Origin of the sequence: uncultured Pseudomonas sp. (assembly GCF_943846705.1) — a bacterium.
Lineage (GTDB): Bacteria > Pseudomonadota > Gammaproteobacteria > Pseudomonadales > Pseudomonadaceae > Aquipseudomonas.
Genome location: NZ_OX044366.1, coordinates 637288 through 660205, shown reverse-complemented (window position 1 = coordinate 660205; position 22918 = coordinate 637288). Strand labels below are relative to the sequence as shown.

The following is a 22918-nucleotide window of genomic DNA, read 5'->3' as shown; positions in this document are numbered from 1 at the left end:
GCCTCGGTGTTCTTGTTTGCGGGCATCTTAGGCAGCCTTGGAGGTGCGGTAGAACTGATGCTTATGCATCGTTATCCATGAGCTGAATTCATGGTTTATTCGATGCGCATGGCTGTTAGGCTGCGGCTATGTGCTATTTCAGGCGGTAATCATGAATCAGCAGCATGAATGGTCGAAGATGGAACGCATCGACCTGAACCTGTTTCGAGTATTTGAGGTGATTTACCGTGAGCGCAACCTGACCCGCGCCGCGGTTTTGTTGCACCTCAGCCAGTCAGCGGTCAGCCATGCGCTCAATCGTCTGCGCGAGCAGCTGGGCGATCCATTGTTTGTCCGTGAGGGGCGCGGCGTCGCACCGACCCTGTTGGCTACGCAACTGGCCCCCGGTATTCAGGAGGCGCTGGCCGGTTTGCTGCGTAGCGTGACGCGCGGGCAAGACTTCGACCCGCTGCGTGATCGGCGCACCTTCACCTTGAACATGCCCGAGCAGATGGAGCCGATAGTGCTACCAAGCATCGTCGCCCACCTGCGTGAGGTGGCCCCGCAACTGGAGGTGCGTTGCAGCAGCGTGCACTGGGCCGAGTTGCAAAAGGAATTAATGGTGGGGCGGGTCGATCTGGCCATTGAAATCGCCCGCCCCACGGACCCCGAGCTGCGCCAGCAGCTGCTCTTGAGTGACCCGCTGTGCGTGGTGGCCGGGCCGGGCTTTAGCGGGGAGTTGAGTGCGGCGGGTTATTTGGCTGCCGAGCACATTGCGGTGACGTCACGGCGGCGTGGTATCTGCGTGGAAGACCTGGCGTTAGCACGGCAGGGTTTAGCGCGACAGGTGCGGCAGCGTTGTCAGCATTACCTGTCGGCGGCTTTGCTGGTGGCACAGAGTGAGTGGCTGCTGACCATGCCGAGGCGTTACGCCGAGCTGATCAATGCCGGCTTGCCCAATCGGCTGCTGGATTTGCCGCTAGCTCTGCCGCCGGTGAACCTTAATCTCTATTGGTCCATGCAGGTGGAGAGCCAGGCGGGGCATAGTTGGTTGCGTGAGCAGATGCTGACATTGGCTGGCAGCCGCTCGGCAGTCAATCAGCTACGCCGCTCGACGATATAGCGGGCCAGCTCGCGCAGCGGCTCGGCGGTTTGGTCGAAGGTGCGCAAGGCATGCAACGCCTGGTCGCGCAGTTCCACGGCATACGCCTTGGCCGCGTCGAGGCCGAGCAGGGCCGGGTAGGTGGGCTTGTCGTGGGCTTGGTCCTTGCCTTGGGTCTTGCCCAGGGTGGCGGTGTCGCTCTCCACGTCGAGGATATCGTCCTGCACCTGGAAGGCCAGGCCGACTGCGCGGGCGTAAGTGTGCAACGCCTTCAGGGCATGCTCATCGGCGTGGCCGCTAGCGAGAGCGCCGAGTTGTACGCTGGCTTCGATCAGTGCGCCGGTCTTGTGCCGGTGCATGGTTTCCAGAGCTTTCTGGTCGAGGCTTTTGCCGACCGAACCGAGGTCGATGGCCTGGCCGCCGACCATCCCGGCCGGCCCCGCAGCACGCGCCAGGGCGCTGAGCATGCTCAGGCGCAATTCGGCATCAAGTGGGTTGTGCGTGGCGTCGGCGAGTACCTCGAAGGCCAGGCTCTGCAGGCCATCGCCGGCGAGGATGGCGCAGGCTTCGTCGAAGGCTTTATGGGTGGTCGGCTGGCCGCGGCGCAGGTCGTCATCGTCCATTGCCGGCAGGTCGTCATGCACCAGCGAATAGGCGTGGATCAACTCTACCGCGCAGGCGGCTGCATTGGCGCGCTCCGGCGTACCACCGAGGGCTTCGCAGGCTGCGTAGGTGAGCAGTGGGCGCACCCGTTTACCACCATTGAACAGACTGTAGCGCATGGCCGCATACAAACGTTCCAGCTCTGGACGCGGGCTGCTCAGCAGGCTGTCCAGGGCTGCATCGACGCGCTGCTGGCAGCTGCTCTGGTACGCCGCAATCATGCCTGTTGATCCGCGTCGAAGGGGGCTTCCTCCAGCTCGCCGTCGCGCTCCATGAGGATTTGCACTTTCTGCTCGGCCTGGGCCAGGGCGGTCTGGCAGTCGCGGGTCAGGCGCACGCCTTGCTCGAAGGCGGTCAGCGAGTCTTCCAGTGATAGCTCGCCGTTTTCCAGGCGCTCGACCAGGCTTTGCAGGTCGGTCAGGGATTGCTCGAAGTCGAGCGCGGCTTTTTTGCGGGCGGCCATGGCGAATTTCTCGGGGTAGAACGGGGGAGTTGGAACCGGCGCGACACTAGCAGAGCAGAACCGTGCGGGCAAATTGGCAGGCTTATGTCGGCTATGTGGCTGTTCGATGTTGCATACAGTCGGGGGTATGTTGGCGCTTAGCGCAGCGCAATTCAAAAGGCATTTGTATGCCTCGTTAGGGGCGAGCTGAAGGCACAGTTTGTGTGGGCGATATTCTGCCCCTGCAGGACGACAGTGCAGCTAATTGTCGTTATGGTTAGGCGCAAACACCCTGACCCCCTTTTCCACTAATAGCTAAAAGTAAGGACTTGAGATGTCGATGAAGATGCGAGCAGCAGGTGGTTTATTCACGATGACTGTTGGCCTGCTGCTGAGCGGGTGCGCGCAGACTGCCAGTACGCCAATCGAGGCTGCAAACGACTCATCCAAGCAGGAAAAACGCGCCTATATCGGGCGCGCCCAAGACCTGTACGATCTGTCGCCGCTGTATCAACCCGACACTTACCGCAACATGGATCAGCTGTATTTCACCCGTGACGTTGCGCGGGGTGAGAAGGTGTATCCGTTGCCGCAGAAGCCAAATATTGACGTCACCTATCAAGCTGACGGCGCCCAGCAAACGGCTGATGATTTTATGCGCCGCAACCATGTGGGCGGGGTATTGATCATCAAAGACGGCAACGTGGTGCTGGAAAAATATGGCCTGGGTAACGACGCCGATAGCCGTTGGACGTCATTCAGTGTGGTTAAGTCGATCTCGTCGACCTTGGTTGGCGCGGCCGTGCAGCAAGGCCATATCAATGTTAAAGCGCCAATAACGCAGTACCTGCCCGCGCTTAAAGGCGGTGCTTATGACGGCGTTACCGTGGAGCAGGTGTTGCGCATGAGTTCTGGCGCAGGCTGGAATGAAACTTACCGTGATCCTGCGTCTGATCGCCGCAGAATGTTCGAGCTGCAACTGTCGAACACGCCGGGTGCATTGGTTAAGCAACTGAGCCAACTTAAGCGCAAGTCGACGCCCGGAACTGTTTTCAAATACAGCACAGGCGAGTCGCATTTGCAGAGTGAGTTGATTCACGCCGCGACGGGCATGACCACCAGCGATTACTTGTCCGACCGTATCTGGGCGCGCATGGGCATGGAGCAGCCGGCTTACTGGCAACTGGATGCACAAGCCGGCCAAGAAATCGGCAGCAGTGGCTTTTCTGCAACGCTGAAAGATTACGGGCGTTTCGGCCAGTTCATTCTTAATGACGGCGTTATCGATGGGCAGCGTATTCTGCCTAAGGGCTGGCTGGATAAAGCCACCGAGGTAGACCCGGCTTCCTACCTAGCACCGGGCAAACTGTATGGCGGTGATTACATTCTCGGTTATGGCTACCAGTGGTGGTTGTTCCCTACTGGCGAAGCTGCGCGCGACCAGCATGATGGCGCCTTTGAAGCGCAGGGCATCTTCGGCCAGTTTGTTTACGTTAACCGCAAGGAAAACGTGGTGGCGGTGGTCTGGAGTGCATGGCCAGAACCGGAGATGGATAAGCGGGAGATGGAGACTTACGACTTTATCGCTGCCGCGATTAAAGCCTTGAAGTAAGCCTGTCGTCACCATCAGGCTAAACATAAAAAGGGGCAGGCCGAGAGGTCTGCCCCTTTTTATTGCGCCGCGATTGGGCACTGAAGCGTCGGGTTGTGCGGGTGTGGCAGCCATGAGTAGCACCGGCTCGGGGCTGGAGCGCTAGGACGATTTGCCTGGGCAGACGCATGGTCTGTCAGGGGGGCTGGTCAGGCGGTCACGCCATAACCGTTCGCCATAAGCACCGCTAACAGTGGGATAACCAGCAGCAATAGCAGTTCCAGACGAATCACCAGGATCACCAGGCGGCCCTGGCGTGCGCTGATCTGCGGCACCTCGCCGGCTTTGAGGCTGTTGCGCCAGTTGAGGAAGACGAAGGTCGGCAGCACAGAAATCAGCCCGAGCAGAATAAATAGGCCGACCTTGGCGTGAAACAGGCTGTTGCCCAGGTAGTAGTCCAGGCCCTTGCCATACCAGAGCACTCGGGCCAGGCCGCTAAACAGCACCACACCGGCGCAGATGCCGTAGGCGATATCGGTGATGATCAGGCTGCGCGCGCGGCGCAGATCCAACGGCAGCTTGAACTGCACGTGCTCGATGCTGAGCAGGGCGAATAGCAGAAAAATCGACAGGTAATGCAGGTAGGCGACGAGCGCGTGGCCCATGCTGGCGTCCTTTCACATACTCAGTGGTTTAGCTGGCCAACTCAACGCGGTTACGGCCGTTGCCTTTGGCCTGATAAAGCGCTTGGTCGGCGCGGTTCAGGGTGTCGCTTGGGTCTTCCTGCGCGGCACGCAGGGTAGCGCCGATGCTGATGGTCAGATTGTGTTGATGGTTGTCGATATCCAGTGGCTCGTTGCTCATGGCGCTGCGAACCCGTTCGGCAATCTGCAGCAGCTCACGCTCGTCACGCACATGGAGCAGCACCACAAACTCCTCGCCGCCACTGCGGGTCACGACGTCCTGCGGGCGCACGGCGGCGCTGATACGCCGTGCCGCTTCCCACAGCACCTGGTCGCCGGCGGCATGACCGTGGTTGTCGTTGACCAGCTTGAAGTAATCCAGGTCGCAGAACAGCACACCCAGTTGCAGGCCAAGGTCGTCGGCCTGTTGCTGGTGCAGCGGCAAAAAGTGGTTGAGACCGGCGCGGTTCCACACTTGGGTCAGCGGGTCGAGCATGGCGCGGCGCTGTTCGCGGCTTAGCGCCGCCCGCAACTGTGCGGTCTGCTCACTGTCGTTGCGCAGTTTCAGGTAGCCCTCAACCAATGCGGCCATGTCGTTAAACAAGTGTTGTTGTTTATCCGTGAATTTCTGCGGCAACGGGTCGATCAAGCACAGAGTACCCAGCGTTTGGCCTTCCTTGGACAGCAGCGGTCGGCCGGCATAAAAGCGGATCTGTGGGTTGTTGAGCACCAGCGGATTGTCGTGAAAGCGCGGGTCGCTATGGGTGTCTTCGACGATAAACGGCTGGGTGGCCAGAATCGCGTGGCCGCAGAAGGAGATGGCACGCGGTGTTTCGATGACATCCAGGCCAATGCGCGCTTTAAACCACTGACGATCACGGTCGATCAAACTGACCAGTACGGTCTTAACCGCAAACACCTCGCGTGCCACCCGCACTAACGTATCGAGGTAGGGGTCGGCAGGCGTGTCGAGCAGGTCTTGGTCATCGAGAATCTGCTGGCGCAGCACTTCATCGTCGGGCATTTCAGGACTGAGCATGGGGTGCACCTGAGGAACAGCGGGCGAACCATTGATCGGCCCTTGTTAGGCGATAAGCATAACCCCCTAGGCACAGGCTGCGTAGCCCCATAAAACTCAGGAAGGCCAACCATAAACCCTGGTTGCCCAGCGGTTGCAGGGCCCAGGCCAGCGGCAGGCTGAGCAGCAAGGCCAAGAGCATGGCGTCACGCATCTCGCGGGCGCGGGTGGCGCCGATAAACAGGCCGTCGAGCAGGTAACTCCAGACCGCGATCAGCGGCAATACAGCGAGGTACGGCAGGTAGACGAAGGCCGCTTCGCGTACCACCTCGATGTTGGTCTGCAAGCTGATAAACCACTGCCCAGCGAGCAGGAAGAACAGCGCAAAACCAAGGCTGGCGAGCAGCGACCAGCCGCCCGCGACGATCAGCGTTCGCCGCAGCGCGTGACGATCACGCGCGCCGAGGGCATGCCCGCACAGCGCCTCCAGAGCATGGGCCAAACCATCCAGGGCGTGGGCCACCAACAGCAGGCCATTGAGCAGCAGGGCGTTGGCTGCCACGGTGGCATCGCCCAGGCGAGCGCCCTGCACGGTGATCAGGAAGAACACCGCCTGCAGCGCCAGGGTGCGGATAAACAGGTCACGGTTGACCGCCAGCAAGGGCCGCCAATTCAACCAAAGGCGTAGCGCCGCCCAGTCCAGCGTGCCGGCGTAGGCGCGTAGGGCGCGGCGCGCCAGGTACAGGCCGAGCAGGGCACCGCTCCATTCGGCAATCACCGAGGCCCAGGCGGCGCCAGCCACGCCCCAATGCAGGCCGAGGACAAACAGCAGGTCGAGGGCGACATTCAGCAAGTTGGTGGTCAGCAGAATAGCCAGCGGCCCGCGCGCGTTTTGCGTGCCCAGCAACCAGCCGACCAGGGCATATGTGGTCAGCGCCGCCGGCAGGCCGAGCAGGCGGATATGCAGGTAGCCGCGTGCCAGCTCGTCGAGTTGCGCCGAGGGGTTCATCAGGCTCAGTGCCGCGCTGCTCAGGGGGATGGCCAGGCTGATTAACAGCACGGCCAGCAGCATGCCGAGCAGTAGGCCTTGCACCAGGACCTGACGCAGCGCACCGCCATCATCACGGCCGGCTGCCTGCGCACTGAAGCCGGTGGTGCCCATGCGCAAAAAGCCCACCGCCCAGGTCAGTAGGGTATACAGGCTGCCGCCCACGGCCACCGCGGCCAGTTGGTGGGCGTGTGGCAGATGGCCGATCACCGCGCTGTCGACCAGCGCCACCAGCGGCACCGAGAGGTTGCTCAGAATCATCGGCGCAGCCAGTGCCCAGACCCGCTTGTGGGTGGACGCATGCTGCCAGGCGTCGCGTACGGCGTTTATCACAGGCACTCCAAAGCGAATGGAACGAGCGCCAGGGCAATGCGCTGGCGCGTGTCACAGGCGGGCTATTAAACACTGATCGACGGGCGCGCGCTGATGAGCCGTTTTGCGCACGTCCGCTTAGTTGTCACTAAGCGCCTCGACTATAGTGTCAACCCTCTGCACTTATCCCCTGTTGGAGCCCGTAATGCCGAAGAATGGACTGCTTCTGGCACTTGTCCTGAGCCTGCTCAGCGCCTGTGATTCATCCTCCCCTGAGCCGGCCGAAGTAACGGCGACTCAAGCCGCTCCCGTCCGCAGTGAGGCGGCCAAGCCTGCGCTCGACCTTAAGGCACTGGCTGAGCGTTACGCCGGTCGTGAGTTGAGCGTGGTGGATGTTTCGGAAGTGCAGTTGGAGGGCGCGAGCACTCTGTCGGTGAGCTTTTCAGTGCCGCTTGATCCCGAGGAGAAACTCAGCGAGCGCCTGCACCTGGTCGACAGCAAAAGCGGCAAGGTCGATGGTGCCTGGGAACTCAGCGACAACCTGATGGAAGTACGCCTGCGCCATCTGCAGCCGCAGCGCAAACTGGTGCTGACGGTGGATGCCGGGCTGCTCGCACTGAATGGCAAAAAACTCGCCGCCGAGCAGGTGACCCGCCTGAAAACCCGTGACCTGCAGGCCAGTGTCGGTTTCGCCAGCCGTGGTTCCTTACTGCCCACGCGACTCGCCGAAGGCCTGCCGGTGATTGCCCTGAACGTCGACAAGGTGAATGTCGAGTTCTTCCGCATCAAACCCGAGTCGCTGCCGGCCTTCCTCAACCGCTGGGGCCGCTCCAGCAACCTGGATAACTGGGAAGCCCGCAGCCTGTTACCGATGGCCGAGCTGGTCTACGGCGGTCGCTTCGACCTCAACCCGGCGCGCAATATCCGTGAAACCTTGCTGCTGCCCATTGCCGGCCTGCAGCCCTTCAAGCAACCTGGCGTGTACTTGGCGGTGATGCGTGAAGCCGGCAGCTACAGCTATTCGCAGCCGGCCACGTTGTTCACCCTGAGCGATATCGGCCTGTCCGCGCGGCGCTACCAGACGCGCATTGATGTGTTTACCCAGGCGCTGGCCGGCGGCGCTGCCCTCAGCGAGGTGCGCCTGGAAATCCTCAATGGTGAGGGCCAGGTGCTGGCCGAAGGCGAGACCGACAGCGCCGGCCATGCGCAGCTGCCGCTGCCGGCCAAGGCCGAAGTGCTGCTGGCCCATCAGGGTGAGCAAACCAGCTTGCTGCGCCTCAACAGCTCGGCGCTGGACCTGGCCGAGTTCGATATTGCCGGGCTTGTCGCCCATCCCTTGCAGTTCTTTGTATTCGGCCCGCGTGATCTCTATCGCCCGGGGGAAGTCGTGTTGCTCAACGGCCTGCTGCGTGATGCCGATGGTCGCGCGCTAAAAGCTCAGCCGGTGAATGTTGAGGTGCGCCGCCCGGATGAGCAGGTCAGTCGCAAATTCGTTTGGCAGGCCGATGACGCCGGCCTTTATCAGTACCAATTACAACTGGCCGACGAAGCGCCGACCGGGCGCTGGCAGTTGCTGTTCGACCTGGGTGATGGCCGCCAGCAGTTGTATGAATTCTCCGTCGAGGATTTCCTCCCAGAGCGCATGGCGCTGGAGCTCAAGGGCAGTGATACGCCCTATATCCCCTCTGAAAGCGCCCAGTTTGAAGTGACTGGGCGCTACCTGTATGGCGCGCCGGCGGCGGGCAATCGCCTCAGTGGTCAGCTCTATGTGCGGCCGCTGCGTGAGGCGGTGGCCAGCCTGCCGGGTTACCAGTTCGGTTCGGTGACCGAAGAAGAGCTGAGCGAGGACATCGAGCTGGATGAAACCAGCCTGGACGAGCAGGGCATCGCCAATCTGGATATCGAAAGTCGCTGGGCCGACGCCAAGTCGCCGCTGCGCTTGATCCTGCAAGCCAGCCTACAAGAGTCAGGCGGCCGGGCGATTACCCGGCGGCTGATTCAGCCGGTCTGGCCGGCCGAGCGTCTGCCGGGCGTGCGTGGGCTGTTTGACGGCGAGGAAGTGGATGCCGACAGCCTGGCCGAGTTCGAAGTGCTAGTGGCCGATGCGGCCGGCAACAAGCTGGCGGCCGAGCAGCTCAGCGTGCGCCTGATTCGCGAGCGCCGCGACTACTTCTGGAACTTCTCCGAGAGCGATGGCTGGAGCCATAACTACAACGAGAAATTTCTCACCCTTAACGAGGAAACACTCGAAGTCGCTGCTGGCGGCACCGCGAAAATCAGTTTTCCAGTGGAGTGGGGCCCTTACCGCGTCGAAGTCATCGATGCGCAAACCGGCCTGCTCAGCAGTCTGCGTTTCTGGGCCGGTTACCGCTGGCAGGACAACGCCGACGGCGGCGCGGTGCGCCCGGATCAGGTCAAGCTGGCGCTGGATAAACCAGCGTATGTCGACGGCGAAACCGCGCAGGTCACTGTCACTCCGCCTGCTGCAGGCAAGGGCTACCTGATGGTCGAGTCCAGCGAGGGGCCGTTGTGGTGGCAGGAGGTCGAGGTGCCGGCCGAGGGCAAGGCCTTCGACATCCCGATTGCTAAGGACTGGGCACGGCATGACCTGTATGTCAGCGCCTTGGTGATCCGCCCCGGTGAGCGCCAGAGCAATGCCACGCCCAAGCGTGCGGTCGGCTTGCTGCATCTACCGCTGGAGCGCGCGCCGCGCAAGCTGGCGCTGACGTTGAGCGCCGCAGAGAAAATCCGTCCCAACCAGTCGCTCACTGTCAAGGTTCAGGCGCGCAACGCCGATGGCAGCATCCCGAAGCAAGCGCATGTGCTGCTGGCAGCGGTGGATGTCGGCATCCTCAATATCACCGAGTACGCCACGCCTGATCCCTTCGCCAACTTCTTCGGCCGTAAGGCTTATGGCGCTGATCAGCTGGATATTTACGGGCAGTTGATCGAGGCCGGCCAGGGCCGCGTAGCCAAGTTGGCCTTCGGTGGTGACGCGGCGCTGGCCGCCGGCGGCAAACGCCCGGACACCAGCGTGCTAATCGTCGCGCTGCAAAGCCAGCCGCTGGCGCTGAATGAGCTGGGTGAGGGCGAAGTCAGCCTAAATATCCCTGACTTCAACGGCGAGCTGCGCCTGATGGCGCAAGCCTGGACCGACGAGCATTACGGCATGGGCGAAGGCAAAACGCTGGTCGCCGCGCCGCTGATCGCCGAATTGTCGGCGCCGCGCTTCCTCGCCGGTGGCGATGAAACCACCCTGGCCCTGGACCTGAATAACCTGTCCGGGAGTGAACAGAAACTGGATGTACAACTGAGCGCCGAAGGCCAGCTGCGTTTGGCGCAGAACCCAGGCGTGGCGGTTGCACCTATCACCCTGGCCGATGGACAACGGAGCATTTTGCGCATTCCCGTGGTGGCGCTGGGTGGCTACGGTCAGGGGCGGATCAAGGTCAGCGTGAATGGTTTGCAGTTGCCAGGAGAGGAACTACCGCCGTTCAGCCGTGAGTGGCAACTGGGTATCCGTCCGGCTTATCCGGCGCAATTGCAACATTTTCGCGCCGTACTCAAGGACGAGCCCTGGTTGTTGCCGGCCGATGCCCTGAGTGCTTTCGAGGCGGCGGGGCTGGAAGCGCGTTTGGCGATTTCCAGCCGGCCGCCGCTGAACCTTGGCGAGCAAATTCGCGCCCTTAAAGCCTACCCCTACGGCTGCTCAGAGCAGACCACCAGTGGCCTGTATCCATCGCTCTACGCCGACGCTGGCACGCTAAAGCGCCTGGGTGTGGACGCTGAGCCGGATGAGCAGCGCAAACGCGCCATCGAACTGGGCATCGAGCGCTTGCTGAGCATGCAGCGTTACAACGGCAGTTTCGCGCTGTGGAGCGCGGACGGTGATGAAGAGTATTGGCTCACCGCCTATGTCAGCGACTTCCTCCTGCACGCTCGCGAGCAGGGCTTCGATGTGCCGGAAGAGGCGCTGAAAAAAACCAACGAACGGCTGCTGCGCTACCTGCAGGAGCGTCAGCTGATTGAGGTCAACTACAGCGACAACGCTAACCACAGCCGCTTCGCCGTGCAGGCCTACGCGGGTTACGTGCTGGCGCGCAGCCAGCAGGCGCCACTGGGCGCACTGCGTAGCCTGTATGAGCGGCGTAGCGATGCCTTGTCCGGCTTGCCGCTGGTGCACTTAGCCGTAGCCTTGCAGAAGATGGGCGACCAGCCGCGTGCCGATCAGCTGCTGACTGCCGGCCTGGCCCGTGGCCGCGAGAGCAACACCTGGCTGGCGGATTACGGCAGCCCGCTACGCGATCAGGCGCTGATTCTGGCACTGTTGGAAGAACACGATTTGGCAGGTGATCGTCGTGAGGAGCGCCTGTTCAATTTGGCTGATGAGGTGGCCGTGCAGCAGTGGTTATCCACCCAGGAGCGCAACGCGCTGTTCCTGGCCGGGCGCAATCTGCTGAGCAAGCCGGAGCCGAGCTGGAGCGCGCAGTTGCAAAGCGCCAGTTTGGCCTTCGAACTGAGCAATGCTCAATCGGGCCTCAAGTTGGAGGGTCGCGATCTGGCGGCACCGCTAAGCATCAGCAATTCGACGAGTAAACCAGCGGATACGCCGCTGTACCAGCAGCTGACCCTGTCCGGTTACCCGAGCCAAGCGCCTGCCGCCGGCGGCGAAAACCTCAGCATCTACCGCGAGTACCTGGGTATGGACGGGCGCAAGCTGGATCTAAGCAACTTGCGCAGTGGCGAGTTGGTGCTGGTGCATTTGGCTGTAGCGGCCAAGCAGCGGGTGCCAGATGCCCTGGTGGTCGACCTGCTGCCGGCGGGCCTGGAGTTGGAAAACCAGAACCTTGCGCAAAGCGCGGCCAGCTTGGAAGACGCCAGCAGCGCGGTGAAGGAGTGGCGTGAGTCGATGCAGAACGCCGCGATCAAACACCAGGAGTTCCGTGGCGATCGTTACGTCGCCGCTGTGGATATAAACGGCTACGACACCACTCACCTGTTGTACCTGGCCCGCGCCGTCACCCCCGGCAGCTACCGCGTACCGCCACCGCAGGTGGAGTCGATGTACCGGCCGAACTGGCAGGCACTGGGTGAAACACCGGGACGTTTAGTGGTTAGAGAACGTTAAAAGGTATAAGGCCCGCCAAGGTGGCGGGCCTTATTGTCTGCTCGGTAGGCTTAGCTGATTAGGCCGCTGAGCAACCACAACCCGAGCACCAGCCAGATCACCCCGGCAATGATCGAGCGACGGATAAAAGCGCGCACCGCCAGGTAAAGCAGCCACAGACCGGCCACCAGCACCACAATGCTGAGCAATGAGGGTGTCACCCCTAAGGCCTTGGACATGCCCGCGATAAAACTGCTGATGGCACCGCTGAGCATGCCGAAAAAACCGCCCAGGCCTTCGACGATAAAGCGGATTACCGAGCCGACGGCTTCGCCAAGGGATTCAAAAAAACCTTCTACAGCCATAATTTCTGTTCCAAACGAGCGTATGTGATGGTTGCTGCGCGTCAGTGTGCCAGCCATTTGGCAGAATGGCAGCGCTGTTGGTGGGGCGAGCCGCTAATTGGCAGAACACCCTCGCGATGCAAGGAATGGATCAGCGCATGACCCGCGTAAAGCAGTTCTACCTGTTGGCTCTGTGTGTTTGGCGTAAGCGGCTTTGGCCACTATTACGCCGCACCTGGCTGTGGCTGCCGCTGTGCCTGGCATTGCTGCTGGCGCTGGCTGATCGGTTGTTTCCGCTACCTTTACCCGCCGATGACCTGGCCCGAGTGGTGTTGGCCGAGGACGGCACGCCGCTGTGGCGCTTTGCCGACCATGACGGCGTATGGCGTTATCCCGTCAGTCCCGCTGAGGTATCGCCTTATTACCTGGACGCGTTGCTGACCTATGAAGACCGCTGGTTTTACCAGCACCCAGGGGTTAACCCGCTGGCGCTGGGCCGTGCTGCCTGGCAGAACCTTAAGGGTGGGCGGGTGCTGTCGGGCGGCAGCACGCTGTCGATGCAGGTGGCGCGCCTGCTCGATCCGCACGCGCGCACTTATCCCGGCAAGCTCAAGCAGCTGTGGCGCACCGCGCAGCTGGAATGGCACCTGTCCAAGGCTGAAATACTCACCCTCTACCTCAATCGCGCACCGTTTGGCGGCACCCTGCAAGGCGTGGCGGCGGCCAGTTGGGCCTACCTGGGTAAGTCGCCACGGCAGCTGACCCGTGCTGAGGCGGCCTTGCTCGCCGTCTTGCCACAAGCGCCGAGTCGCTTGCGTCCGGATCGTCACCCTGAGCGCGCCCAAGCCGCGCGGGACAAAGTGCTGCAGCGCCTGGCCGATTTTGCCGTGTGGCCACAAGCGGCGATCAACGATGCGCGGGAGGAACCGGTGCTGCTGGCGCCGCGTCAGGAGCCGCGTCTGGCCCCGCTGCTGGCGCGGCGTCTGAATACCTTCGGCAGCCCGCCGCTAATTCGCTCCACCCTTGATGCTGGCTTGCAACGGCGCCTGGAAGACCTGCTGCTGGGCTGGCGCGCGCGACTGCCGGAGCGCACCTCGGCGGCGATTCTGGTGGTTGAACAACCGAGCATGGCGGTACGTGCTTACCTCGGGTCGGTGGATATTGGCGATGCCAAGCGCTTCGGCCATGTCGACATGATCAGCGCGGTGCGTTCGCCCGGCTCTACACTGAAACCCTTTCTCTATGGCATGGCGTTGGATGACGGGCTGATCCACTCCGAATCCTTGCTGCAGGACGTGCCGCGCCGCTACGGCGATTACCGCCCAGGGAACTTCTCTACTGGCTTTAACGGTGCGGTGTCAGCCAGCCAGGCCTTGGCCACCTCGCTTAACTTGCCCGCGGTGCAGTTGCTGGAAGCCTACGGGCCGAAGCGTTTCGCCGGCGAGTTACGCAGCGCCGGCGTGCCCTTGCTGTTGCCGCCGCTGGCCGAGCCCAATCTGGCGTTGATTCTCGGTGGCGCGGGCAGCCGCCTGGAGGACTTGGTCAGCGGCTACAGCGCCTTTGCCCGTGGCGGCAAGGCCGCGCGGCTGCGCTTTCAGCCGCAGCAGCGCCTGCATGAACGACGCCTGCTGTCACCTGGCGCCGCCTGGGTCGTGCGGCGCATTCTCAGCGGCCAGGCACGGCCCGACCGTGACCCACGCGCGCAGTTGCTGCAGCGCCCCAGCCTGGCCTGGAAGACCGGCACCAGTTACGGCTTTCGCGATGCCTGGGCGATTGGGGTCGCGCCGCGTTACCTGATTGGTATCTGGATCGGTCGACCGGATGGCACCCCGGTGCCAGGGCAGTTTGGCCTGGCTTCAGCCGCACCCTTGCTGCTGCAAGTGCATGATTTGCTGGTGAACCGCGACAGCCAGCGTGGCATTGGCCTGCCGACTGATCCACAACCCGCCTCAGTCGGCGTGGCCGCAATCTGCTGGCCACTTGGGCAACCTATGGACAGCAGTGACCCCAACTGCCGCCGCCAGCGTTTTGCCTGGACCCTGGGTGGCACCACGCCGCCGACCTTGCTGGCGCAGGACCAACCGCTGGGTTTGGGCTTGCAGGAACGCTTTTGGGTTAACGCCGCTGGGTTGCGCGTCGATGCCCGCTGCCCCGGCGCGACCGCACAGCAGCTGGCGTTGTGGCCAGCGCCATTGGAGCCCTGGTTGCCGCGACGTGAGCGGCGCAGTGTGCGTTTGCCAGTTGTTGATCCGCAATGCCCTCCGCAGCACGTCGTTGCGGCGGCGCCGTTGTCGATTGTCGGGGTGCGCGACGGTGACCGCTTGCGCCGTCCTGTGGGCAGCACCGAGGCACTGCGTTTGCGCCTGTCGGCACTGGGCGGCCATGGTCGGCGTTGGTGGTTTGTCGACGGTCAGCCGGTTGCCGAAACCAGCGCGCAAGCGCCGCTTAGCCAGCGCTTTGAGCGCGCTGGCCGTTATCAGCTGAGCGTCCTCGATGAAAGCGGGCAAACCGCCCAGCTGAGCTTCAGCCTGCAGAACTAAAATCGCCGTGCGGCTGACCAGTAGGAGCATTGCTCGGCGCTTTTCCAGCTGTACACGCGGTAGCTGATAGATCGATTAAAGCTGGCAGATGGTGCGGCCGATAGCGGTTATACGTCGGTAGGAAATTGAATTTGTATACAAAATTGTATTCAATTGGCTTCTTGCAAAAATAACTAAAAGGTAGTCTCCATGGGCTTGTGGAAGCGCAGCATTCAGTGGCAACTGATTCTCAGCATGGGCGCGGCCCTGCTCGTCAGCATTCTGATCGTCGTGGGCGTTTACTCAGCAGTGGTTAATCGCCTCAGCGAACGCTTTCTGGTGGAAGAGGCGTTGCCGGCCAAGGTGTTGGCGATTCGCAATGACCTGGAGCGCGTACTCACTGCGCCGATCACCGCCAATGCCGGGATTGCCGCCAACGTGTTTATTCAGGACTGGCTGGGCGCAGGCGAAGACCCGGCGCTGCGTGATGCGGTGGCGCGTTACCTGGAAGGCGTGCGGCAACAGCAGAACGCCCTGACCACCTCGGTTGCCGTGTTGGAAAGCGGCAATTACTTCACCGGTGATGGGTTGAGCCGGGTGATCAACCGTAATCAGGCCGAGAATCAGTGGTTCTACCGGCTGGTCGACGGCAGCCGTGACCAGGTTATGGAAGTCGATATCGACAAGGCCACGCGCTTGCCGACGCTGTTTATCAACCAGCGGATCAAGCAAAACGGCAAAGTTCTGGGCGTTGCTGGCCTGGGATTCAGCCTGAAAGCCATGTCAGAAATGATTCGTGACTTTCGTTTTGGCGAGCGCGGTCAGGTGTTTTTGATCGATGCCAAGGGCGTTATCAAGGTGCATCCGCAGGCTGACTTGAGCGGCAGTGGCAGCCTCGCTGCGCTATTTGGTCAAGACCCGGCTGAGCAGCTGCTGAACAGTGACGGCCAGGCGGTGCGCTTCGAGCGTGACGGAGAGGTCTATCTGGCGGTGGCGCAGAAGCTCAGCAGCATCGACTGGTTGCTGGTTAGCGAAGTGCCGGAGGCAGAGATTTATGCTGAAGCGCGTCAGGCGCTGTTTATGACCAGCGCCATTGGCGTGGGGGTGGCGCTATTTTGTTTAGGCCTGGTGGTGCTGCTGGCGCGTGGTTTGGTGCGGCCGATCCGCCAGGTGACCACGGCGTTGGTGGAAATTGGTGGCGGCGGCGGTGACCTGACTCGGCGTCTGGATGAGTCGCGTGAAGATGAGTTGGGCGATCTGGCCCGTGGCTTCAATCGCTTTATCGGTGGCCAACGCAATTTGATCAGTGCCGTGCTGGCCACCAGCGAACGCTTGCGCGCCTCGGTCAGCCAGGTGGCGCAGGTGGTCGACAACACCGCCGGGCGCTCCAGTCAGCAGCAGGAAATGACCGACATGGTGGCCACTGCGGTGCACGAAATGGGCCTCACCGTGCAGGAGATCGCGCGCAATGCCAGCAGTGCCGCGCAGGCATCGCAAACGGCGCGCAGCGAGGCGCAAGGGGCGCGCAGTGAAGTTGGGCAGTCGATTGCGCACATTGAGGGTATGTCCACCGATATTGGTGATGCGGCTGCTGCGGTGAGTGAGTTGGCCGAGCAGGTGGCGTCTATCGATCAGGTGTTGGCGGTGATCCGTGGCATTTCCGAGCAGACCAATCTGCTGGCGCTAAACGCCGCCATTGAAGCCGCGCGCGCTGGGGAAATGGGCCGAGGTTTTGCCGTGGTGGCGGATGAGGTGCGTACCCTGGCCAGCCGTACACAAAGCTCCACCGATGAAATTCAGCAGATGATTCAGCGCCTCAAGCAGGGCGCGGACACGGCCGTGAGCTCCATGCATGCCGGGCAAAGCGCGACGGGTACCGGCGTTGCTGCCAGCCAACGCACCGGGCAATCGCTCAGCGCCATCACCGAGCAAATTGAACGCATCAGTGACATGAACACCCAGGTGGCCACCGCGACTGAGGAGCAATCCTCGGTGACCGAAGAAATTAACCGCAATGTGCAAGGTATTGCCGACTTGGCGCACGCCACTGCCGGTGAGGTGTTGGTGTGTAAAGAGGACTGCAAGACGCTGCGCGGTCTGGCCGATGACCTGGCCACGCAGATGGGCAGCTTCCGTCTTTAACGGTGGCCATGTTTGAGTGGGCTGCTGCGCGAACGGAGCCGGTAGAAGCTGCGCCGCCAAGGCCGCTCCTAGAGTTTGCGTAGAGCCCGCTAGCATGGCGGCACCCGCGGCTGGCTCGATTGCCTCAATGCTACCCGGCGGCCTGCTTATGCCGCCAGGCTCAGGCTAGCTGCAGGCGGTTGCGCCCGGCCGCCTTGGCTTGATACAGGGCATCATCGACCCGCTTGAAGAAACCCTCGGCGCTGCTGTCGCGCTGTCTGTCGTAACAGCCCACGCCCAGGCTGGCGGTCAGCGGCAGGGTCTCCCCCGAGATATTAAAGCCTTCGCGCTCCAGCGCCTGACGAAACTGCTCGGCGAGCAAGCGCGCCTGCTCCAGTGAGGTATTGGGCATCAGGATGCCGAACTCTTCACCGCCCAAGCGCAGCAGGGTGTCGCTGTCACGGCGGAAGCTCTGGCGCATGCGTTCGGCAAAGTCACTTAGGCAGCTGTCGCCACAGCCATGGCCAAACTCGTCATTGATCCGCTTAAAGAAGTCGATATCCAGCAGGACCAATGACAACGGCTGGTTCTGCCGTTGAGCGTTGGCCAGCAGCGCTGGGAACAGGCTGTTGAACTGATAACGGTTGCCCAGCTGGGTCAGGCTATCGGTACGGCTAAGGTGTTCGAGGCGCTCTTGCTGGTCGAGCAGTTGCAGCTCGAGGGCCAGGGTGTTGTGGTATTCGCGGTGGCTGCGGTTAAGCACCAGTAGCAAGTAGCTCAGGTAGAAGCTCAGGGTGATGAGGGTGGCGTACTGCTCGCGCCAGGCCAGTGCCAGGGTTAGCAGGCCGGGCAGGTAAATCAGCAGCAGCGCCAGGATGGCGTGTTGCTTGCGCATGGCAAAGCTGAAAGCCAAGGCGGTGCTGAAGGCGATGGTGCTGAGGGTGGCAATAGCCGCCGAGCTGCTGAACAGCGGGTTGATTTGCGCCTGGGCATTGATCAGTCCCCAACTCAGCGCAGTAATCAGCATCAGGCACCAGTGCAGGTTGATCCAGCGTTGCAGTGCTTCGCAGGTCTGCTCCTGAGGAAGCCGGTGCAGCACGCGCAAGGCCAGCAGCAGGGCAAATAGCGCAGCGCCGAGGATGCCGGGCAGCAGCAGTGCGCCAGGCGTATTGCTGAATATCCAGAGGAGTAGCCACGCCAGCAGGTAATAGATACCGCCCAGAGGCGAACGCGAGTGCGTGTCCTGGGCTTCGCGCCAGAGTGCGAAAACGTGTGGTTGGCGTGGGACGTGAACTTCAGTCATGGCCTGTGATCACAAAATAACGGCGTGATTGCAGCATAACGGGTTAATGGTGAAAAAGCTGTCAGAGGGCCAGCAGAAAATGTGTGTGGCTTTTTCGCTGTATGCCGCTACAGCGGCCAGCGATAGGCCGCTGTAGCGGGAGATCAGCGCAGGATTAGCAGTGCGCTGTTGCTGGTGCGCAGCAGGGTCGTGGTGGTGCTGCCAAGCAGAAACTGGCGAATCCGCGAATGCCCGTAAGCACCCATGGCCAGCAAGTCGATGCCTTGCTCAAGCTGGTAAGCGTGCAGCGCAGGTTCCACTTCACCAGCACGAATGACCTGATGCACTTCACTCGCCGAGTCTTGCACTACACGTGCAGCCGCTTTCAGTTGTTCGCGGGCATCGCTGGTGTCTGCGCCGATCATCACCAGATGGCAGGGCAGGCCTTTGAGCAACGGGCTGGCGGCGATCAACTCCAGGCTTTTACGCGCCGTGACGCTGCCGTCATAGGCCAGCATGTAGCTTTGCGGTGCCTTGAACTCGCCACAGCTGACCAGTATTGGACGGTGCAGGGTGCGGATGACGTTCTCCAGGTGGCCGCCGAGCAGTTGCTTGAGGCTGTCGCTGGCGGTGCCTTGGCGGCCGATGACCAGCAGGCGGATGTCTGCTTGCAGTTCATCCAGGCATTCGACCAAGTCACCATGGCGTTGGCGCAGTTGGGCCGTCTCGACGCCATCGGCCTGCACCCGCTCACGCGCCGCTTCGAGCATCAGGCGGCCTTGCTCCATGGCCAGCGTGTGGCGTTGCTGGTCCAGGCTGGCTAGCTCTTCAAGCAAATGCTCACGGCTGCCCAAACCAATCGTGCCGGACAGGTTCGACTGGGTCGGATACTGCATTGCATCCAATACGTGCAGCAGGGTCAGCGGCGCACTCAGGCGCTGGCTGGCCCAGGCGGCGTAATCACAGACCGCGCGCGTGGATTGCGAACCATCAATGCATGCCATTACTTGGGTCATCGTTGTTCTCCATGTTTAGAGGGAATTTACAAAAGTAGCGAGCGATGGACAGGCAAGGCGAAGTCAGCCGAAAAAGCGGAGTGTACGAGTAGTACATGAGCATTTTGAGGCTGACTTCAACACTGCATGGCCGAGCGCAGTAATTTGTAAACCCCTCTTAGTGGCCCGACAGCAGATCGGTGGCGTTGTCCTTATCGTGCACACCAAAGCGGTCGACGATGGTGGCGCTGGCTTCGTTGAGGCCCAGCACTTCGACTTCGGTGCCTTCGCGGCGCAGCTTGATCACCACCTTATCCAATGCAGCGACGGCGGTAATGTCCCAGAAGTGCGCACGGGACAGGTCGATAATGACCTTGCTCACGGCTTCCTTGAAATCAAAGGCTGCCACGAACTTGTCGGCCGAACTGAAGAACACCTGGCCGACAACGGTGTAGGTGCGCTGACTGCCATCGCTGTCGGCTTCTGAGTTGATGTAGAGGAAGTGGCCGATCTTGTTGGCAAAAAACATCGCGGCCAGCAGCACGCCGACGAACACGCCGTATGCCAGGTTATGGGTGTAAACGGTGACGGCCACGGTGGCGAGCATGACGATATTGGTCGAGAGCGGGAAGGTTTTCAGGTTGCGGATCGAGTCCCAGCTGAAGGTGCCGATCGACACCATGATCATCACCGCCACCAGTGCGGCCATGGGGATCTGGCTGACCCAGTCACTGAGAAACACCACCATCAACAACAGCACCGCGCCGGCCACCAGGCACGACAGGCGGCCACGGCCGCCGGATTTCACGTTGATCACCGACTGGCCGATCATCGCGCAGCCGGCCATGCCGCCGAGCAAACCGGACGCGATATTCGCTACGCCTTGGCCTTTGCATTCGCGGTTTTTGTCGCTGTTGGTGTCGGTGAGGTCATCAATGATGGTGGCGGTCATCATCGATTCCAGCAGGCCGACCACGGCCAATGCGGCGGCGTAAGGGAAGATGATGCCAAGGGTTTCCAGGTTCAGCGGTACGTCTGGCCAGAGGAAGATTGGCAGGGTGTCTGGCAGTTCGCCCATGTCACCGACGGTGCGGATATCCAGGCCGAAGTACATCGCCACGGCAGTCATGGTCAGAATGCATACCAGTGGCGAAGGGATCAGCTGGCCGAGCTTCGGCACATAGGGGAATAGGTAGATGATGCCCAGGCCTGCGGCGCACATGGCGTAAACGTGCCAGGTAACGTTGGTCAATTCGGGCAACTGCGCCATAAAGATCAGAATCGCCAGGGCGTTAACGAAACCGGTAACCACCGAGCGCGAGACGAAGCGCATCAGGCTGCCCAGCTTGAGGTAGCCAGCGAGAATCTGCAGTGCCCCGGTCAGCAGCGTGGCGGCCAGCAGGTATTGCAGGCCATGCTCCTTGACCAGTGTCACCATGACCAAGGCCATGGCCCCGGTCGCGGCGCTGATCATGCCTGGACGACCGCCGACAAAGGCAATCACCACGGCAATGCAGAACGAGGCGTACAGGCCGACTTTTGGGTCAACCCCGGCAATAATGGAAAACGCGATGGCTTCCGGGATCAGCGCAAGCGCGACGACGAGGCCGGCGAGTACATCGCCGCGAATATTAAAGAACCAGGTGTTTTTCAGGCTTTGTAGCATCGTGGGTTCCGAAGGCTGGGCTCCGCAAATGCACGCAAGGGCAGGGCGGATGGGCTAATAAAACGGGGTACATCGAGCGTAGCGCAGCCTAATTGGGCGTGCGCATGAGCAACGCCGGGCGCGGTGTTTAACCTGCCGGGCTTTGCGCGATAGGGGCAAAACGCTATGGCGGCGTAGGCAACCAACGTGATGGTCGGGCCAGTGTCATTGCGACCTGCCTCTATCCAGTCAGGCGAAAAGGGCGGCCACCTTAACATACCGAGTATCGGCAGACACCCTGGCAGGCCGCGGCCTCCGGCCTAGCCGCGGCGGATTAGCCAGATGCCGGCGATGATCAGCAGCAGGCCGCCAAGCTTGCCGGCGCTAATCGGTGCCTCGCGAAAGCCAGCCCAGCCGAAGTGGTCCAGGGTTACGGCCATGCTCAGTTGCCCGGCGATCACCAGTGCCATAAACAGCACGGCACCGACCTTGGGCCCGGCAAAGGCGGCGGTGGCGATAAACATCACCCCCAGAAAACCGCCGCTCCAATGCCACCAGCTCAGGCCTTTCAAGGCTCCGAGGCTGGGGACCTCACGTTGGGCCAGCACTAATATCAACAGGGCCAAGGTGCCTACGGCAAAGGACACCAGCGACGCGGCCAAAACACTGGAGACGTGCTTGGCCAGCTGACCATTGATGCCCGCTTGCAGCGGCAGGCAGGCGCCGGCAAAAAATGGCAGGGCCAGTAACCACCAGATTGGGGCAGGCATGGGGCGCTCCAGAACAGCTAAAGCGGGCGATTATGCCGCAAAAGCTGGTTGCCTCGTCAGCTTTAGGCTGCCTGGGTGCTTGCCTGACGTATCGCGAGTAAGCGTTGCTTAGCGCGGCGGGTATTGGCTCAGCACTTCGGCGACGGTCTGGCGAATCGCGGTTTCACGCTCGCGTGGGGTGGGTTGGCGGTTACGCAGCACCTGTTCGGCACTGCCGCGCCAGACCAGTTGGCCGTCTTTGCCGTCGAGCAAATCAATCTGCAAGGTGCTGACCTGATAGTCCACGTTGCGGGTTTCCACATAACTCGGCCCGCCCCAGAAGCCGCCGCCCCATGGGTCGCCCCAGCTCCCGCCAACCTGGGTGCTGACTTGCTGCTGGCGCTTGTCGACGATCAACCAGACCTGCACCTTGAGGTCGCCTGGGGTGTTGCCTGCCGCAGCGCGCAGGCCGCGCTGTTCGAGTTGCTCGCTGACTGCGGCGCGGATGCGCTGGCCGGTGAGGTCGCTGTTGAGGCGTGGGTCATCGGGCTTGTACTGCACGCCAGGTTCCTGCCAACTCCAGTTGCGGTAGGCGGCAAAGTCGCGGTTGGGATCAAAGTCGCGTTCCAGTAGTGGCGTCTGGCAGGCGCTGAGTATCAGCAGCAGGGGCAATAGCAACAGTAATGCACGCATGAGGCGCTCCTCGGAGACTGCGGTCAGTTCGGTGGGTAAGCCGTCATGGCCTGTTGAATAGCGTTGCGCAGGGCGGCCGCGCGTTCACTCTGGCTGCCGCTGCTCAGGGTTTCGGCGCTGGCGCTCCAGACGGGTTGACCATCTTGGCCGTCGAACAGGTCAATGCGCACCACGATGACCTCTTCGCTATAGCTGCGCACCAGCGGTGCGCTGCCCCACATGCCGTATTGGTCGCCATAACGGCTGTTACCGTAATGGCTGCCGTAGTCTTCGCGAACCTGACGGACACGCTGTTCCACGCGCAGCTCGGCAGTGACCTGTAGGTCGCTGCTGGCCCCTGCCCGGTACGGGCGCAGGCCGCGTTGGTCGAGGGCGTTGCTCAGGGCTTCCTGCACCTGTTCGGAACTGGCCCAGGCGGTAGCGGCCGGCAGGCGTTGCCAGCTCCAGGTGCGGTAGCGGGCGTAATCACGCGGCGGTGCCGGGTAGGCGCTGCGATCCAGCGGCTGGGCGGTGTGCGCGGGTGCTGGCGCCAGGCGCTGGCTATTGGGTGCATAGGGGTTCTGGCTCTGGCAAGCCGCCAGGGTGAGCAGTAGCAGTAGAACGCTGAACTTGAACATGTGCTGCC

Annotated in this window: 17 protein-coding genes; 5 read left to right on the top strand and 12 right to left on the bottom strand. The window is 61.9% G+C overall.

Annotated elements, in window-relative coordinates; all coding sequences use genetic code 11:
• Window positions 1-151: 151 nt before the first annotated feature.
• Window positions 152-1102 (top strand): LysR family transcriptional regulator, encoded by a 951-nt coding sequence (locus tag Q0V31_RS03175; RefSeq protein WP_298184419.1) that lies wholly within the window; start codon window positions 152-154, stop codon window positions 1100-1102.
• On the opposite strand, the gene ispA is transcribed toward Q0V31_RS03175, so the two are convergent.
• Both ispA and Q0V31_RS03165 read right to left on the bottom strand, forming a co-directional pair.
• Window positions 1078-1965, bottom strand: coding sequence for a (2E,6E)-farnesyl diphosphate synthase (gene ispA / locus Q0V31_RS03170; protein ID WP_298184417.1), 888 nt, complete (start codon window positions 1963-1965; stop codon window positions 1078-1080). The genes Q0V31_RS03175 and ispA overlap by 25 nt on opposite strands.
• On the bottom strand, window positions 1962-2207 hold the full coding sequence (locus Q0V31_RS03165; protein WP_136665536.1) for an exodeoxyribonuclease VII small subunit: 246 nt from the start codon (window positions 2205-2207) through the stop codon (window positions 1962-1964). Before Q0V31_RS03165 ends, ispA begins: the two co-directional genes overlap by 4 nt.
• A gap of 319 nt (window positions 2208-2526) precedes the next feature.
• Between Q0V31_RS03165 and Q0V31_RS03160 the strand changes: the two genes are divergently transcribed.
• A complete protein-coding gene (locus Q0V31_RS03160) occupies window positions 2527-3798 on the top strand; it encodes a serine hydrolase domain-containing protein (protein ID WP_298190896.1) in 1272 nt (423 codons plus the stop codon).
• Between the two features lie 188 nt (window positions 3799-3986).
• Here the strand turns inward: Q0V31_RS03160 and Q0V31_RS03155 are convergent, their stop codons facing one another.
• The 3 genes from Q0V31_RS03155 to Q0V31_RS03145 are packed head-to-tail and all read right to left on the bottom strand — an operon-like array spanning window position 3987 to window position 6856.
• The gene (locus tag Q0V31_RS03155; protein WP_298184412.1) at window positions 3987-4442 is read right to left on the bottom strand and encodes a DUF2214 family protein; all 456 of its coding nucleotides are present in this window, start codon (window positions 4440-4442) and stop codon (window positions 3987-3989) included.
• A gap of 28 nt (window positions 4443-4470) precedes the next feature.
• The gene (locus Q0V31_RS03150; RefSeq protein WP_298184410.1) at window positions 4471-5499 is read right to left on the bottom strand and encodes a sensor domain-containing diguanylate cyclase; all 1029 of its coding nucleotides are present in this window, start codon (window positions 5497-5499) and stop codon (window positions 4471-4473) included.
• Window positions 5486-6856 (bottom strand): MATE family efflux transporter, encoded by a 1371-nt coding sequence (locus Q0V31_RS03145; protein WP_298190894.1) that lies wholly within the window; start codon window positions 6854-6856, stop codon window positions 5486-5488. Before Q0V31_RS03145 ends, Q0V31_RS03150 begins: the two co-directional genes overlap by 14 nt.
• Before the next feature lie 187 nt (window positions 6857-7043).
• Here Q0V31_RS03145 and Q0V31_RS03140 point away from each other — a divergent pair, with 187 nt between their 5' ends.
• On the top strand, window positions 7044-11966 hold the full coding sequence (locus tag Q0V31_RS03140) for an alpha-2-macroglobulin (RefSeq protein WP_298184408.1): 4923 nt from the start codon (window positions 7044-7046) through the stop codon (window positions 11964-11966).
• Window positions 11967-12016: 50 nt separating this feature from the next.
• Here the strand turns inward: Q0V31_RS03140 and Q0V31_RS03135 are convergent, their stop codons facing one another.
• Complete coding sequence (locus tag Q0V31_RS03135; protein WP_298184406.1) at window positions 12017-12310, bottom strand: hypothetical protein; 294 nt, start codon at window positions 12308-12310, stop codon at window positions 12017-12019.
• 137 nt (window positions 12311-12447) lie between these two features.
• Here Q0V31_RS03135 and pbpC point away from each other — a divergent pair, with 137 nt between their 5' ends.
• Together pbpC and Q0V31_RS03125 are read left to right on the top strand one after the other, a co-directional pair.
• Complete coding sequence (gene pbpC, locus Q0V31_RS03130; RefSeq protein WP_298184404.1) at window positions 12448-14829, top strand: peptidoglycan glycosyltransferase PbpC; 2382 nt, start codon at window positions 12448-12450, stop codon at window positions 14827-14829.
• Window positions 14830-15018: 189 nt separating this feature from the next.
• Entirely contained in the window at window positions 15019-16950 is a 1932-nt protein-coding gene (locus Q0V31_RS03125) for a methyl-accepting chemotaxis protein (protein WP_298184401.1), read from the top strand.
• 160 nt (window positions 16951-17110) lie between these two features.
• On the opposite strand, the gene Q0V31_RS03120 is transcribed toward Q0V31_RS03125, so the two are convergent.
• The 6 genes from Q0V31_RS03120 to Q0V31_RS03095 form a co-directional block, all read right to left on the bottom strand.
• A complete protein-coding gene (locus Q0V31_RS03120; RefSeq protein WP_298184399.1) occupies window positions 17111-18232 on the bottom strand; it encodes a GGDEF domain-containing protein in 1122 nt (373 codons plus the stop codon).
• 143 nt (window positions 18233-18375) lie between these two features.
• The gene (locus Q0V31_RS03115; RefSeq protein WP_298184397.1) at window positions 18376-19227 is read right to left on the bottom strand and encodes a universal stress protein; all 852 of its coding nucleotides are present in this window, start codon (window positions 19225-19227) and stop codon (window positions 18376-18378) included.
• A 157-nt stretch (window positions 19228-19384) separates the two neighbouring features.
• Entirely contained in the window at window positions 19385-20872 is a 1488-nt protein-coding gene (locus Q0V31_RS03110; RefSeq protein WP_298184395.1) for a SulP family inorganic anion transporter, read from the bottom strand.
• A 299-nt stretch (window positions 20873-21171) separates the two neighbouring features.
• Entirely contained in the window at window positions 21172-21621 is a 450-nt protein-coding gene (locus Q0V31_RS03105; RefSeq protein ID WP_298184393.1) for a DMT family transporter, read from the bottom strand.
• A 108-nt stretch (window positions 21622-21729) separates the two neighbouring features.
• Complete coding sequence (locus Q0V31_RS03100; RefSeq protein ID WP_298184391.1) at window positions 21730-22293, bottom strand: DUF4136 domain-containing protein; 564 nt, start codon at window positions 22291-22293, stop codon at window positions 21730-21732.
• A gap of 23 nt (window positions 22294-22316) precedes the next feature.
• Window positions 22317-22910 (bottom strand): DUF4136 domain-containing protein, encoded by a 594-nt coding sequence (locus Q0V31_RS03095; RefSeq protein WP_298184389.1) that lies wholly within the window; start codon window positions 22908-22910, stop codon window positions 22317-22319.
• Between the last annotated feature and the right edge of the window lie 8 nt (window positions 22911-22918).